The 14619-nt window shown below is 48.0% G+C and carries 12 protein-coding genes, 1 tRNA gene and 2 pseudogenes; 8 read left to right on the top strand and 7 right to left on the bottom strand.

All coding sequences use genetic code 11. The annotated features are described in order from the left end of the window. Positions 1–533: 533 nt before the first annotated feature. A complete protein-coding gene (locus tag BQ9893_RS12840) occupies positions 534–761 on the bottom strand; it encodes a DUF4248 domain-containing protein (RefSeq protein WP_075966393.1) in 228 nt (75 codons plus the stop codon). Positions 762–1012: 251 nt separating this feature from the next. Between BQ9893_RS12840 and BQ9893_RS12835 the strand changes: the two genes are divergently transcribed. The 4 genes from BQ9893_RS12835 to dnaK all read left to right on the top strand — a co-directional run bounded on the left by BQ9893_RS12835 (position 1013) and on the right by dnaK (position 4357). Continuing rightward, complete coding sequence (locus BQ9893_RS12835; protein ID WP_075966392.1) at positions 1013–1474, top strand: HU family DNA-binding protein; 462 nt, start codon at positions 1013–1015, stop codon at positions 1472–1474. A 270-nt stretch (positions 1475–1744) separates the two neighbouring features. Then, positions 1745–1852: a smalltalk protein gene (locus tag BQ9893_RS21735; RefSeq protein ID WP_167369871.1), complete on the top strand. Its 108-nt coding sequence runs from the start codon at positions 1745–1747 to the stop codon at positions 1850–1852. A 37-nt stretch (positions 1853–1889) separates the two neighbouring features. Next, positions 1890–2300: an N-acetylmuramoyl-L-alanine amidase gene (locus BQ9893_RS12830; RefSeq protein WP_075966391.1), complete on the top strand. Its 411-nt coding sequence runs from the start codon at positions 1890–1892 to the stop codon at positions 2298–2300. 140 nt (positions 2301–2440) lie between these two features. Then, on the top strand, positions 2441–4357 hold the full coding sequence (gene dnaK, locus BQ9893_RS12825) for a molecular chaperone DnaK (RefSeq protein WP_075966390.1): 1917 nt from the start codon (positions 2441–2443) through the stop codon (positions 4355–4357). A gap of 290 nt (positions 4358–4647) precedes the next feature. Here the strand turns inward: dnaK and BQ9893_RS12820 are convergent, their stop codons facing one another. From BQ9893_RS12820 to BQ9893_RS12805, 4 genes and pseudogenes are all read right to left on the bottom strand, one after another. After that, positions 4648–5610: an Abi family protein gene (locus BQ9893_RS12820; protein ID WP_075966389.1), complete on the bottom strand. Its 963-nt coding sequence runs from the start codon at positions 5608–5610 to the stop codon at positions 4648–4650. Between the two features lie 73 nt (positions 5611–5683). Further along, positions 5684–5881: pseudogene (locus BQ9893_RS22165) on the bottom strand (DNA damage-inducible protein D); the annotation flags it as partial. A gap of 108 nt (positions 5882–5989) precedes the next feature. After that, a pseudogene (locus BQ9893_RS12810) lies at positions 5990–6367 on the bottom strand (HTH domain-containing protein); the annotation flags it as partial. A gap of 4 nt (positions 6368–6371) precedes the next feature. Further along, positions 6372–8516 carry an outer membrane beta-barrel family protein gene (locus BQ9893_RS12805; RefSeq protein ID WP_075966388.1) on the bottom strand — a complete coding sequence of 715 codons (2145 nt, stop codon included), beginning with the start codon at positions 8514–8516 and terminating at the stop codon, positions 6372–6374. Between the two features lie 153 nt (positions 8517–8669). Between BQ9893_RS12805 and BQ9893_RS12800 the strand changes: the two genes are divergently transcribed. From BQ9893_RS12800 to BQ9893_RS12785, 4 genes are all read left to right on the top strand, one after another. After that, the gene (locus tag BQ9893_RS12800) at positions 8670–10166 is read left to right on the top strand and encodes a sensor histidine kinase (protein WP_075966387.1); all 1497 of its coding nucleotides are present in this window, start codon (positions 8670–8672) and stop codon (positions 10164–10166) included. Further along, positions 10156–10848: a response regulator transcription factor gene (locus tag BQ9893_RS12795; RefSeq protein WP_075966386.1), complete on the top strand. Its 693-nt coding sequence runs from the start codon at positions 10156–10158 to the stop codon at positions 10846–10848. Before BQ9893_RS12800 ends, BQ9893_RS12795 begins: the two co-directional genes overlap by 11 nt. 131 nt (positions 10849–10979) lie before the next feature. Next, entirely contained in the window at positions 10980–13331 is a 2352-nt protein-coding gene (gene tamL, locus BQ9893_RS12790; protein WP_075966385.1) for a translocation and assembly module lipoprotein TamL, read from the top strand. Positions 13332–13444: 113 nt separating this feature from the next. Next, positions 13445–13518: transfer RNA gene (locus BQ9893_RS12785), tRNA-Arg, on the top strand. Positions 13519–13831: 313 nt separating this feature from the next. Here BQ9893_RS12785 and BQ9893_RS12780 read toward each other — a convergent pair. Beyond that, positions 13832–14047 (bottom strand): DUF2442 domain-containing protein, encoded by a 216-nt coding sequence (locus BQ9893_RS12780; RefSeq protein WP_087880695.1) that lies wholly within the window; start codon positions 14045–14047, stop codon positions 13832–13834. Then, a complete protein-coding gene (locus BQ9893_RS22550; protein ID WP_394333239.1) occupies positions 14034–14153 on the bottom strand; it encodes a hypothetical protein in 120 nt (39 codons plus the stop codon). Before BQ9893_RS22550 ends, BQ9893_RS12780 begins: the two co-directional genes overlap by 14 nt. Positions 14154–14619: the final 466 nt, after the last annotated feature.

Here is a 14619-nt window from a genome sequence, read left to right as displayed (position 1 = left end):
ACAGATGACAGATAAAAAGGCCTTTTTGCAAAACTTTTCTGTGTATTTGAATTAGAATAGGCTCCCTTAAAGGCACCCTCTTCTAATTCACTTTTCCCTTAAACTTTTACAGAAACGGGGTTTTATCTATCATCTGTCACCATAAATACCTGATAATCAATGATGGCATTTTTTTTAACCCCGCCTTGCCCCGAATCCAAAGGACCGACCCCCGATTCAATGGGCCGCTCCCCTGATTCAATGGGCAGAGCAGAGCCCTGCCCCTACGGGGTAACCATTTTGCATGGGCGATGCCATCGACACAAAAACAACCCTGTAGGGGCGGGGTTCTACTCCGCCCATGCAAACAACCCCCGCCTTGCCCCGAATCCAATGGACCGACTCCCGATTCAATGGGCCGACCCCGGATTCAATGGGCAGAGCAGAGCCCTGCCCCTACGGGGTAACCATTTTGCATGGGTAATGTAAACAATGGCGTAAAGCGGTGCTTTAGCAACCCTAACCCATAGCCTTAGCTGCCGTAAAGCTATGGGTTAGGGTTCGCCGAGCGCTTCGACGATCTCCCGTACCTGGGCAGGTGTGTAGGAACGGGAACCGGGAAGCTTGCCAAGCTCCGCAAGGCGGACGGCGAGGCCGGGATAATGGTCGATCCACCCGACCAGTTTCCGGTAGGCGGCTTTGGGCGTGAGGCAGGGGTTATAGAGCAGCGCCAGCTCCGTGCGGCCGTAACTGCGAAAGCGAAAATCAGTCTGTTTTTCCATGTCAGTCTATCTTGATCTGTTTTCTACAAATATACGAAAAATCAACGGATTATGAAATATTTCGCCCCTTTTATTTTCTCTGCTCTAACGCGCTTCTTCCCCACACAACTCCCCGCAACGCCCCCTAACGCGCAAAGGCGCTGTCCGGCGGTGCTATCTTTGTCATACCGTCCGGAAGGAAGAAGGCAGGCAACTTCCCGCCGGACGGTTGGTTTCCTTTTCCGAGAGTATAAACTTTAAAAACAAACAACATGATTCGTTACAAAAAGTATCAGAACCAGACCAAGTCCACCCCGCTCAGCGGAAAGTGGCTGGCAAGGGCCGTGGCGGACGAAACGCTCGACACGCGTGCCTTGGCCGAACACATGGCCAAACACAACACCCCCTATTCACAAGGGGCGATCCACGGGGTCCTCAAAGACATGACCTCCTGTATCAAGGAGCTGCTTCTCGACGGCAAGAACGTGAAGCTGGACGACCTCGCCATCTTCGGCGTAGGCATCCGCGGCAAAGCAGCCGAAACGTCAAAAGAATGGTCGGTCACCACCCACGTGGTCGGGTTGCGCCTCAAATGTCGCGCCACCGGAACCCTCGCCATCAACCGGTTGAAACTCGAAGCGCAACTCAAAGAACTGTCAGCCTACAACACCGAAGAAGACGGCAACACCGACGGTGGCGGAGATGGCGGAGATGAACGGCCGGGCGAACTTTAAGCACTCGACAGTCAATAACTGACAATTGACAGGAGGCGTAAGAGGAACGGCGTAAAAGGAAGGCGTAAGAGAAAAGCGCAAGGAGATGTGTCAAAATATACTTGTCCCCGCGTCAAGCGCGGGGCCGCAAAAGAACAGGCCTTATCAATCAGATATTTATACGGTCAGTTTTCATGCGATCCCGCGTCAAGCGCGGGAACAGGATAGTTTTGACAAACCTTCTATCATAAATCATAAATCATAAATCATAAATCATAAATCTTTATTCTCATGGCAGAAAAAAACGAAAAAAAGTCCATCTGGAGTGTCATTCTCAAAGTAATCATCGTCGTCGCGACAGCCTTGGGCAGCGCCTTGGGCGTCACGGCTTGCATGTAAACAGACTGACACACACACATAAAAAAGAGAGAGACGCATGAGACGTATCACACTGTTCATCATCCATTGCAGCGCCACGCGCTGCGGGCAGCCGTACTCGTTCGAGGACTGCCGCCGGGACCACATCGGTTTCCGGCACTTCCGGGACATAGGCTACCACTATTACATCACACGCGACGGCCGGGTACATCCCGGCCGGCCGCTCTCTGCCGAGGGCGCACACTGCTTCGGCCATAACCGCCACAGCATCGGCGTCTGCTACGAAGGCGGGCTGGACAACGGCGGACACCCGGCTGACACACGCACGCCGGCCCAAAAAGCCGCCCTTGCCGGATTGCTGCAAGAGCTGAAACGCTGGTTTCCGGCAGCCCTCACCGTGGGCCACCGCGACCTGAATCCTCAAAAAGCCTGCCCCTCGTTCGACGCCGTAAAGGAATACAAAGACTGACGTATTGTCATACTTTCTGTCAGCAAAAACTTTTCAAAACCCATCTTTGTTACTTTGGCATACGATTTGTAGAATGGTTAATGCGACTCGAAAGAGAAGCAGAAACAAGAAAATAATAACAATAAAAAATAGTAACAATCATGGGAAAAATTATTGGAATCGACTTAGGAACAACCAATTCATGCGTTGCCGTACTGGAAGGCAACGAACCGGTTGTAATAGCAAACAGCGAAGGTAAAAGAACCACTCCTTCAATCGTAGCATTTGTTGAAGGTGGTGAACGTAAGGTAGGTGATCCTGCAAAACGTCAGGCTATCACAAACCCTGAAAAGACAATATTCTCTATCAAACGTTTCATGGGTGAAACCTATGACCAGGTACAGAAAGAAATCAGCCGCGTGCCTTACAAAGTCGTACGGGGCGACAACAATACGCCGCGTGTCGACATCGAAGGACGTCTCTACACGCCGCAGGAAATCTCCGCAATGATCCTTCAGAAGATGAAGAAAACAGCGGAAGACTACCTCGGACAGGAAGTAACGGAAGCCGTTATCACCGTTCCGGCATACTTCAGCGACGCACAGCGTCAGGCAACCAAGGAAGCCGGTGAAATCGCCGGGCTGAACGTTCGCCGTATCGTAAACGAACCGACAGCCGCTTCTCTGGCCTACGGTCTGGACAAGACGAACAAGGACATGAAGATCGCCGTGTTCGACTTGGGTGGCGGTACGTTCGATATCTCTATCCTGGAACTGGGCGACGGCGTGTTCGAAGTTAAATCCACAAACGGTGACACTCACCTGGGTGGTGACGACTTCGACCATGTGATCATCGACTGGCTGGCAGATGAATTCTTGCGCGAAGAAGGCGTCGACCTGCGTAAGGACCCGATGGCTCTGCAACGTTTGAAAGAGGCTGCCGAAAAGGCCAAGATCGAATTGTCAAGCACAACAAGCACGGAGATCAACCTGCCGTACATCATGCCGGTAAACGGTGTGCCTAAACACTTGGTCAAGACGTTGACACGTGCCAAATTCGAACAGTTGGCCGACAGCCTGATCCAGGCTTGTATCGAACCGTGTCGCCAGGCCTTGAAAGACGCCGGACTGACAACTTCGGACATCAACGAAGTGATCTTGGTAGGTGGTTCTACACGTATCCCGGCCGTACAGGCTATCGTGGAGAAATTCTTCGGTAAGACTCCGTCCAAAGGTGTCAACCCGGACGAAGTGGTAGCCGTTGGTGCAGCCATCCAGGGTGGTGTGTTGACTGGTGAAGTAAAAGACGTCTTGCTGCTCGATGTCACTCCGTTGTCATTGGGTATCGAAACGATGGGTGGCGTAATGACCAAGTTGATCGAAGCCAACACGACGATCCCGACCAAGAAGTCCGAGACCTTCACGACGGCAGTCGACAACCAGCCTTCAGTGGAGATCCACGTGCTGCAGGGCGAACGTTCATTGGCGAAAGACAACAAATCGATCGGCCGTTTCCACCTCGACGGAATTCCAGCCGCACAGCGTGGCGTTCCTCAGATCGAAGTGACATTCGATATCGACGCAAACGGTATCCTGAACGTATCGGCCAAAGATAAAGGCACAGGCAAGGTACAGAGCATCCGTATCGAAGCTTCCAGCGGTTTGAGCGAAGACGAAGTAAAACGTATGAAAGAAGAAGCTCAGGCAAATGCCGAAGCCGACAAGAAGGAAAAGGAACGTATCGACAAGTTGAACCAGGCCGACAGCATGATCTTCCAGACCGAAAAACAACTGAAAGACCTGGGCGACAAACTCCCGGCCGACAAGAAAGCTCCTATCGAAGCTGCCCTGAACAAGCTGAAAGAAGCCCACAAAGCTCAGGACATCGCCGGCATAGATGCTGCCACAGCCGAACTGAACACCGTATTCCAGGCCGCAAGCCAGGAAATGTACAACGCCCAAAACGCCCAAGGCGGCGCACAACCGGGTCCCGACTTCAACCAGCAAGCCGGTAACAACGCCGGAAACAACAAACAAGACGGCGGCGTAACGGATGTCGACTTCGAAGAAGTGAAATAAGTATAGATAACATCTATAACGATAAATAGTTAAAACGGGGTGTAACTCAGTGAGTTGCACCCCGTTTTGTTTTTTTATGCTTACGGAGATGACTGTGTCTGTTGTTCTCCAAAGCCATGAGAATTTGAAACAAGTATATTTAGACACATCCCTTAAAATGAAAAACGCCTCCCAAGTATGCTGTCTTACGACGCGCCCGGGAGGCTTATTATCTTTGAGTTTAACAAACTGTCCTTGTAATATGTTGCAAAAGTACGCTTTTTCTCTGAATCCGCAATGCTCTTGGATAGTTATTTTTCATCTTTCCAGATTTTTTCGTCTTCCCAATCGGCAGGAAATCCCATTGCATTGAGAGAGATTATATCTGCATACTCATTCAATAAATCTTTCAAACGGCTCTTGAATGGTGATGTAGGATTGGCGGTCTGCAACATATAGTTCAACATACAGAAGAAATAATATATCTTGCTCCTTTTTGCCGTTTCCGGGTGACTTATCCAGTCGAGCCTCTTTGAAAAAGAAAGTCGCTCAGGTACGATATTTAAGTCACGGTTCCAAAGTCGGGCATGATGCGCACAGATATTCCGTACATAGTTGATGGTGTGGAGCCACGAACAGAATGTTTTCGGTGGAATTGCAAAATAAGAGGCTATGCCGTTGATGTCCGCACGTTGTTTCAGTCCCGTACATATCCGTGACAGGTGGTTGAAATACATAATTTCCACGCTCATCCAAGAGGGTGGATTTTCCGGTTCATCATATTTGTTCCGGTAATGCTGTATGAACACTTCCGCCTTATTGTTATGCAGTTGTTCCTTGATGTGTTTCTGTATGTCGCCATGTACATCCACTGTCACTTTCCGTCCGTCCCTCAATGTAATTTCTGCCGGCGGATTGAAAATGTCCTGCCTATCCTGCCAGTGAGAGCCGTATTTATGGCTAAGTTGATAAATGATCTGCGTTCGTATGGCAACCTCCAGCCGTTCGATTGCATCAAATACGAGCAGACGCAACTTTCTGTCAAACACATATAGGTTATATATCATATTCCATGTCGTACCGCCTTTGAAAGCGTCAAGAATGCTTCCGTCCTTTCTTTGCTTGTAAGGCAGCATATAGGCACTCAAACGGTAATAGCTGATATTGGCAAGCAGCCTTTCTGCACGCTTTTCATCGGAAACAGTCATTCCTCTGGATTTCAGCAATTCCACTTGCTCTGTATATGTCAATGGAGGTTTGTTGTATCTTTCCATACCCTAATTGGTTGATTTTATACAAATGTAGCGCTTTTCGCTGACTTTCGAGCGAATAGATGTCGAAAAGAATCACACCACGTTCATAAAGAACACCGGAAAGTTTGTGTTCTGTTTCCTGTAGTTTAGCACGTGCTTTGACTCTTTCAACTTCAATAAGACGTTGCTCTATAAGTTCTGCACGACAAGTTTGTACGGCAAAGTAAGTTTGAGCAAATGCAATCTGTGGTTTGCGAGGGTCACCATTTTGAGCAGCAAGGTAGCAAGCATAACATCTGCAAACAAGCGGACACGCAATGCAAACAAAAAGGCGATAATCAAAATGGCAATTATTGCACTGAGTGGTATGAAGGATGTTTCCATCGGTTTATTATTCAGTTTATGGTTTAACAATAATGCGCCAATAGCCAGCTTTATCAGAACCTTCATGAGCCAAAATCTCCATATCCCTAAGGCTTTTGATGTTTTTCTCTATAGCACGTTTAGTTACACCAATCTTATTAGCCATATTATCGGCTGTGATTGATGGGTCAGAAATAACGAGGTCAATTATCTTTTGTGCAGTTTTACTGACCTTCTTCGGTGTTTTCGATGTATCTCCGAACCTATTTGCATTTACACCGAACTTTTTCACCGAACCTTTTTCGTTTACACCGAACTTTTCTGCATTTACACCAAACTTTTCGACCGAATATTCTTCGTTTACAGGGTACTTTTCGAGGGTATTATTTACCATGTTGGCTACTCGAAACGCAGGCCTGTCAGATTCCCGTTCCTAAACGCGAGGTGTCTACCTCTTTAGCCTTTTTCTCTTTGTAGCCGCCGAAACTATACCGTAAAGTCAGTGTCACATTCCGGCTGTCCATCCACAGTTTCATCCGGCTTTTCTGCCCCTGTTCATCCACATGGGTGACGGGATTGGCTCCCTCGAACAAGTCATTTCCCCGAACCGTCAGGTGCATCTTCTTTTTTGCAAATGTCCAGGTCAGGCCGGCCGATACGTTGTATATCAGATCGACGTCATACAATCCCTGTATGACTGGAGGGATGCAATAACCACGCAACTCCAGCGACAAGTTCCGGTCTTTGGTCAAGTAGAAGGTATTGTTCAGTTCGGCTCGGCCAAACAGTTTTTTACGGTCGAAAGAGACATCATAGAGTGTCCCTTTGTTACGAATGGCGCAACCCATCAGTGTCAGCCTGGAACTCATAAAATCAAAAGGTCTGAAAGGGAGGACGGCGACCGCTCCGTACATATTGTAGATATCCAAATTCACTGTCTGGAAGACAGACCTCAGCACATCGTGGCGCTGGTACGTCATCTGTTGTATCTTATCGGGCTGGATATTGGCAAACAGGCCGAAAACATATTTACTTTTGATGATATAATTCAGTTGCATGGAATAGGAAAGTTGTGGCTTCAGGTCCGGATTGCCGATCATGGAGCTGTACACATTCATATAATAAGTATTGGGAGTTGTCATCCAATAGGACGGATACGATTTGTCACTGGAGAACGAGAACATTAGCAGGCCGTACGGATGTGCCTTGTAAGTAAAGTTAAGCTGCGGAAAGAGGCTCACCCTGTTCCACAATGTCTTTTTCTTACCGGCAGAATCGACTGAGGCTTTGTAATATTGTAAGGAAACCGAGGCATCCAGCGAAATCTTCTTTCCGAACTGCTTGGTGAAACCCGCAAAACCTCCTACCGAATAATCCTTCTGTTTCAGCCGAAACGTGCCTTCTGCCGCTATTACCCTGTCGACCGACTGGCCGGACTCGTTGTGTGTGTCCGACAGGGAGGCTTCCGCTCCGTAATTCAAAGCCCATCCTTTCCTCAGCTTACGAGTGTCATTTATATACAGGTTTCCACGTCGTACCCGCTGGGAAGACAAGGTGGAAATCGTCTGTTCGTCTTCTTTCTCAAAATCATTCACCAGATGTTGCCTGTCGTTATTCTTATAAAAAGTATAATCCATCCCGGCATTGAATCCCTTATGGCTGACATAATCGATCCGGGCATTATGCAAGTCGGAAGCGCCGGACAATTCCAGATTCGTTTCTACCCGTTGTATTCCGGCAAAATCGGTAGAAGCCCCTCTGCGCGATATTTTGTCAGGATCGTAGAAACGTCCGGTATAGGAGACGGACAAACGATCCTTATTTTTCAGGTCAAAATCGAATGCTCCCCTTATATTGTGGGATAAGTTTACGGAATTGTACCAGTCGTCCTGCTCGATCTCATACGGCTGCCCGTTTACTGTCGGCCGGGCAAACATATCTTCCTCCTGCCGGCTGCGGTTATAGGTGGCGGAATAGGAAATATCTGCCGAATAGCTTTTACCCACATACGACAGGTTCGCCCCGCCGGAGGGAGAAAAGAAATACCCCTGCTTGCCCGTCAGCGAGATTTCCCCCTTCAAGACATTTTTTAAAGATTTCTCATTCTCCATTATGACATTGATGGAAGCCCCTTTCACGCCGAACCGGGGAGGCGTGCTGTACATCACGTCTATCTGCCTGACCTTGGAGGAAGAGACAGACTTGAGCATTTCGGCCAGTTGCCCCGCTGTCATCGAACTTTTACGCCCGTTGATCAAGATAGCCGTAGATGTGGTCCCGATAACCGAGAGATTATCCCCTTCTTTCCGTATGCCGGGCAATTCGCCTATCACATCGAAAGCCGTATCCACCGGTTTGTTCTTGACCAGGTTCGGAATATCATACTGCAATTTCCCTTCCGAGACTTTTACCAGTGGACGTTCCGCCTTCACAAAGACTTCCGGCAGATCGACCGTTATGCTGTCGTTCACCAGGATATACTCCTTCTTCGCCTCGCCTTGTCCCCACGCCGGCATTCGGATGAGTGAAAATCCGATCCATAAATAGTAACAAATGTGTTTCATCGTATTCTTTTTTTTAGGTAAAGGTTGCATACGGAAACGATAGTTCCAAACATCTCCCTTCTTTCGTAAGACTATATAACATCACTCGGTACGAATGTTATTTAGTCTTACCAAATAAACGGGATCAGGTAAACTTTCCCTACTTTTGTTTGTATGAAATCTTCGTTCAAATATGTAATCATACTGGTTATCCTGTCGTTGTCCGGTATCTTCATCTACCAATTGTTCTGGATAACGGGGCTTTACCATTCCCGGCAAAAACAGAACAGGGAAGAGATCCGGATGGCGATCAAAAATGCTGATCATATCGAACTGTTCGACCGCGCTGATTTTATCAGCAAGGTCACGCACAGGCAGAGAGAGACAACCGTCATTGCCGATACCGAAGGTGGTGCGGCTCTCAGTACCCGGTTTCCTGACAAGGATTCGGTTATTCCCAAACTGAGCGTCCAACCTTTGGACACGAATATCTATCATCCTCGATACCGGAGCCGGACTTTCCGTAACGAAACGGGTAAAATGCTAAAAAGCACGGCAGTGGAGGTCGGTAACGATTTCAGTTCGTTAGGAGAGTTAGGATTGCAGATGCAGCAAGCCCTACATGAAGTGCTCGACTCGGTCAAACCGGTCGACCTTGCGAAATTCGACAGTATCTTGTCTTCCCACCTGCAAAAAGGGGGGCTGGATATTCGCCATTATACCGAAATGTGGAATCTGGAAGACAGCTCGATCATTGCCTCGTCCGTCCCGGCGAACTTGAACAAGGCAGAATACGACCTGTATAAATGGGAATACACGACCTACCATAAAAGGGCTTATCTGGTTTACACCGAACCGACCCGGTGGGGAACGATCCGTATGATGTCGGGTATCCTGTTCTCTTCATTCCTGATCCTGCTGATCCTGATCCTCTCTTTTGCTTATATGTTCTGGTTTCTGATCCACCAAAAGACGGTGGAACAATTGAAGGATGACTTTACGCACAATGTCACGCATGAATTGAAAACCCCGATAGCGATCACCTATGCAGCGGTCGAAGCCATGATCCATTACAACATAACCGGAAACAAAGAAAAGACAAACAAATACCTGCATGTCTGCCATGAGGAACTGCAACGTCTCGGCAATATGGTCGAGCAAATCCTTTCGCTCAGCCTGGAACGTAAAAAAGATTTCAAACTCAAATATGAAAGAGTGGACCTGAACGAGTTGCTCGACAAAATCGTCGAACAACAGAGCTTCAAGTCCTCCAAGCTCTTTCATGTCGGGCAGGAATTCTTGCCGGACAGGATTGTACTGGAAGCCGACAGGACGCATCTTTACAACATCTTGAGCAACATTCTGGACAATGCCGTCAAATATTCAGGTGATAGTCCGCAAATCCGGATAGCGGCAGAAGTGCACGATGGTTCGGTCGTCATCCGCATCACTGACAACGGCATCGGAATAGAAGAAGAACACCAGGCGCATATTTTCGATAAATTCTACCGGGTTTCCAACGGCAGACGACCGCCTGTAAAAGGGCATGGCATCGGGCTGTTTTATGTCAAGACAATGGTACACAAACATAACGGTACGATCCGGGTGGAAAGCCGGCCTGGAAAGGGGAGTTGTTTCATAATCACATTACCGCAAACAAATGAAAGATAAGAAATCGATATTATTGGTTGAAGATGAAGCGAGCTTATCCATGATCATCAAAGATGCATTGGAAGAAGAAGGATGCCGGGTCATAACGGCCGAGAATGGCCTGCAGGGGATCGATCGTTTCTATAAGTATGTTCCCGACCTGATTATCGCGGATGTCATGATGCCGGAAATGGACGGGTTCGAAATGATCCGGCGGATCCGGAAGGAAAACAAAGAAGTGCCGGTGCTCTTCTTGAGTGCCCGTTCTTCGACAGACGACATCGTCTCCGGATTCGAATTAGGTGCAAACGACTATGTCCGCAAACCGTTCAGCCTGCGCGAACTGGTTGTTCGTGCCAAAGCTCTCCTGGTCAAAAGTAAACAAGAGGAGGGAAGATCCGAATTCTATGAGATCGGACTTTATACTTTCTATCCGAAAGCCCAGACCTTGCTGATAGCCGGTGAAAGCGACAAACTCTCCTACAAAGAATCTGAGATATTGAAACGCCTATGCGAATATGAGAACCAGCCGATCTATAGCAAGGACATTCTGCTGAGCCTATGGGGAGACGACAGCTTTTATAATGCACGCAGCCTGCATGTTTTCATCACCAAGTTGCGGCACAAACTGGAGAAAGACCCTCGTATCAAGATATTGAATGTAAGAGGGATCGGGTACAAATTAATCTGCGAACCGCTTTAAGTCCTTTGAGCCCGGTCGGCATATTCTATCTATATGTTTTTGCGTTGCGTGTGTGGTTGTGTGGTGAAAAAGGAAGCGGTCATTCGGTTATTACAAGATAATAGTTTACATTTGTGGGCGTAAAAGTTTGAATGATGAAGGGAATCCGGACACTATATTTCATTTGTTTCCTGTTGCTGTTCTTCTCCTGTAGCTCGACAAAATATGTGGGCGAGGGAGAATATCTGCTGGATAAAGTGGAGATCGTGTCGGATGGCAAGACGACTTATAAGACCGGTGATTTGAAGCCTTATTTGCGCCAACAACCCAACTTTAAGGCATTCGGGTTGATGAAATGGCAGTTGTTCGTCTACGACTGGTCGGGACGGAACGAGAAGAGATGGATCAATAAGCAGCTACGCCGGATGGGAGAGGCGCCCGTTATTCTGGATACGGCGCTGGTGACGCAATCGGTCGACGAGTTGAAGCGCTTCTTTCTCAATAAAGGATATATGAACGCCGAGGTCTCGGCCACCATCGATACTTCGCGGAGCAAAAGGGCTGTCGTCACCTATGCGATCGTCCCCAATGTCCCTTACCGTATCCATGACTATTCGATGGATTTGAACGATCCGGTGATCGACAGTATCGCCAGGCTCAAACCGCCTTCGCGCTCCATGCTGGCTTCGGCTTTCCATACCTATTCCGATGATTACACCTCCCTGATAAAGGACAGCGCGCTGTTTGACCGAGATGTGCTGGACAAGGAACGCCAGCGCCTCACGACCTTGTTCCGCCGGCGCGGCTATTATGCCTTCAACCGGGATTATTTGTCTTATGTCGCCGACAGCTCTTTGAACCGCAATAGCGTGGATCTGAACATGTTGCTGAAACCCTATCGCTTGCAGAAGCCCGACGGGACGGTGGTCGACACGGTGCACCGCCGGTATTACATCAAGGATGTTTCGATCGTGACCGATTACGACCCGCTGACGTTGGAGGAGGCGGGCGCCATGCCTTACGACACGGTCCGGACAGGCGGCATCAGCGTCCTCTACGGTAAGAACGGCAGAAGCATCCGTCCGGGTGTCTTGCGCAAGAGCAATTATATCATGCCCGGACGTCTCTACAACGAGCGGACGGTGGAGCAGACCTATTCTTCGTTTGCCACATTGCGGGCTTTGCGCAATGTGAACATCCGCTTTTCGGAGGTCGAAGAGAACGACACGATGAAGCTCAATTGTACGATCCTGACTTCGCCTGCCAAGTTGCAAGGCTTCGGAGTCGACCTGGACGGGACGAACTCGGCAGGTGACTTCGGTTTTGCTTCGAGCTTGAACTATCAGCACCGGAACCTGTTCAAAGGCTCGGAGGTTTTCTCCGCTAAAGTTCGAAGCGCTTACGAGGCGCTGACCGGCAGCCAGTCGGAGGGAAACAACTTCTGGGAGTTCGGGACGGAGGTCTCCGTTTTGTTTCCTCGCTTCCTGTTTCCCTTCGTGCATGAGAATTTCCGCCGCAAGATCCGCGCGACGACCGAATTGAGGGTTAGCTACAACATGCAGACGCGGCCTCAGTTCAAGAGGTCTATTCTCTCGGCCGGATGGAACTACATCTGGCAGGAACGGAGCAACATGCAGGCACGGCACGTGTTCAAGTTGCTGGACATCGATTATGTGTATTTGCCGAAAGTCGACTCGGCGTTCAAGAGCGATTTGCCTGAATCCACGCTCCGGTATAATTTTACCGACCAGTTCATCGTCGGTTCTGGTTATACCTATTCGTTTACAAACTATGATCCTCAGAACCGGTTGCGGAACACGCATTCCGTCCGTTTCTCGTTCGAGATGGCGGGTAACTTGTTGTACGGGCTTTCCCGGCTGACCGGTGCGGGAAAGGACGACGAGGGGCGCTATAAATTGTTCGGGATCAATTATGCCCAGTTTGTGAAAGGCGATATGGATTTCAGTAAAGGCATCGTGCTGGATAACCGTAACAAGCTGGCTTTCCACGTCGGTGTAGGCGTCGGTTACCCGTATGGCAACTCGAAGATGCTGCCCTTCGAGCGCAGCTATTTCTCTGGCGGGGCGAACAGCGTCCGCGGCTGGTCGGTCCGTTCGCTCGGTCCCGGCAGCATGCCGGCCGATTCGGTCAAGTCCTTTGCCCAGCAGATTGGTGACATACGCCTGGATTTGAATGTGGAATACCGCACGAAGCTGTTCTGGAAATTCGAGATGGCAGCCTTTATCGACGCCGGCAACATCTGGACCTTTCATAAGGACGAGAGCCGTCCGAACGGCAACTTCGATTTCTCCCGCTTCTACAAAGAGATTGCCATCTCTTACGGATTAGGCCTCCGCCTCGATTTCGACTTCTTCCTGCTCCGCTTCGACACCGGCCTGAAAGCCTATAACCCGCAGGAAAACGGCAAAAAGAAATGGGCAGTCCTGCACCCGAACTTCGGTCGCAACTTCGCATGGCATTTTGCAGTAGGATATCCGTTCTGATCCCCCTTATTTCCACCCTCATGCCTCTCCGCCGGCTTATGATTTTCGGAAAAAACAGTCGAAATATTTGCTCGTTAAAATAAAATCATTACCTTTGCACCGCAAATAAGGATGGTTCCGTAGCTCAGCTGGATAGAGCAACGCCCTTCTAAGGCGTGGGTCGAGCGTTCGAATCGCTCCGGAATCACTAATGTGACGCGTTGATTATTAGTAATATAATCAACGCGTTTCTTTTAAGATTTTTACTAATCCTTTGATTATAAATTCTTCATTACGATATGCCTGCTACGTGCCAATAGTTGTCTGCGTGTATCGCCGTTGGCAAATTTTATTAAGTCAAATCAGAAGTTATGTCAAAGGAAAATGAAACCGCCGGCATCGGGAAGAACAGTACCGATCAGTAAAAAGATAATGAGAAACAGGCAGAGCAGCTCGCTGACGTTATGGCATAAAAAAAGCCTCGCACATTGCGGGGCTTATATTCTAAATTGATTGACGTACTAACTAAAAATCAAAGGATATTTTTCGGGATGTATAATACTGTCTACTTCCAGATCAACATTCAATGATTCCCAACGTAATACATTGCAATCGTCCAACTTTACATCCATAACTTCATTCACCCGAGCAGTTCTGAACCATGGATAACCCTCATATCCAAGAAAATATTCCTTACCGTTAAGGTAAAGTAATATTCCACTCTTAGTAATGAGCATCACTTCCGCGGAAGTGGTTAATCCATCTGTCTTTAATAGATTGTTCATTGTCTGTAATTATTTGAATAATATTTTTTATTTCTTTCTCTGAAAATCCGTAGTTCATAGCAACTTCAATATCTGGTTCAATTCAAATTTTTGCCTGCTTACCATTAGAAGATGCATGAACATGCATCCTAACCTCCTCTCGAGAATGGAACTCTACGACAAAACCATCTTGCACGATAACTCTAGGACTCATTCTGTTTTTCTTGTATCTCTCATGCAAATATAATGAAAACAAAAACGATAGGCAAATGTTTGTCAAACAAGTTTATCTGTATATTTCAGTAAGATTTCCGTTTTCGTCAATTATACCAGCTCTTTGGAAAAATTCCTTTGCATACTTCTTGTCGGTCCTGATCTTTTTAATTACCGCATTCCGATGCTCTTCTCTGTCTTTTTTTGTATGCCATATAACATATACTTTATTTGCTTTCAAGATACGAAAAAGGAAACTTAAAAAAAACAGGAGGGTGTGTCAAAACAGAAATGACAACTTCTAAAAGTTACAGATTGTAACGTATAACACT

It is taken from the genome of Parabacteroides massiliensis, assembly GCF_900155425.1.
In the GTDB taxonomy this organism is placed as follows: Bacteria; Bacteroidota; Bacteroidia; order Bacteroidales; family Tannerellaceae; genus Parabacteroides; species Parabacteroides massiliensis.
This window is presented reverse-complemented; position numbering and strand designations above follow the sequence as displayed.

What these genes read in the sequence shown, in the direction of transcription:
- BQ9893_RS12800 (WP_075966387.1), top strand. Translation starts at nt 8,670, where the DNA reads ATGAAATCTTCGTTCAAATATGTAATCATACTGGTTATCCTGTCGTTG.
- BQ9893_RS12835 (WP_075966392.1), top strand. Translation starts at nt 1,013, where the DNA reads ATGATTCGTTACAAAAAGTATCAGAACCAGACCAAGTCCACCCCGCTC.
- tamL (WP_075966385.1), top strand. Translation starts at nt 10,980, where the DNA reads ATGATGAAGGGAATCCGGACACTATATTTCATTTGTTTCCTGTTGCTG.
- BQ9893_RS12795 (WP_075966386.1), top strand. Translation starts at nt 10,156, where the DNA reads ATGAAAGATAAGAAATCGATATTATTGGTTGAAGATGAAGCGAGCTTA.
- dnaK (WP_075966390.1), top strand. Translation starts at nt 2,441, where the DNA reads ATGGGAAAAATTATTGGAATCGACTTAGGAACAACCAATTCATGCGTT.
- BQ9893_RS12820 (WP_075966389.1), bottom strand. Translation starts at nt 5,610, where the DNA reads ATGGAAAGATACAACAAACCTCCATTGACATATACAGAGCAAGTGGAA.
- BQ9893_RS12780 (WP_087880695.1), bottom strand. Translation starts at nt 14,047, where the DNA reads ATGCTCATTACTAAGAGTGGAATATTACTTTACCTTAACGGTAAGGAA.
- BQ9893_RS12805 (WP_075966388.1), bottom strand. Translation starts at nt 8,516, where the DNA reads ATGAAACACATTTGTTACTATTTATGGATCGGATTTTCACTCATCCGA.
- BQ9893_RS22550 (WP_394333239.1), bottom strand. Translation starts at nt 14,153, where the DNA reads ATGAACTACGGATTTTCAGAGAAAGAAATAAAAAATATTATTCAAATA.
- BQ9893_RS12840 (WP_075966393.1), bottom strand. Translation starts at nt 761, where the DNA reads ATGGAAAAACAGACTGATTTTCGCTTTCGCAGTTACGGCCGCACGGAG.
- BQ9893_RS21735 (WP_167369871.1), top strand. Translation starts at nt 1,745, where the DNA reads ATGGCAGAAAAAAACGAAAAAAAGTCCATCTGGAGTGTCATTCTCAAA.
- BQ9893_RS12830 (WP_075966391.1), top strand. Translation starts at nt 1,890, where the DNA reads ATGAGACGTATCACACTGTTCATCATCCATTGCAGCGCCACGCGCTGC.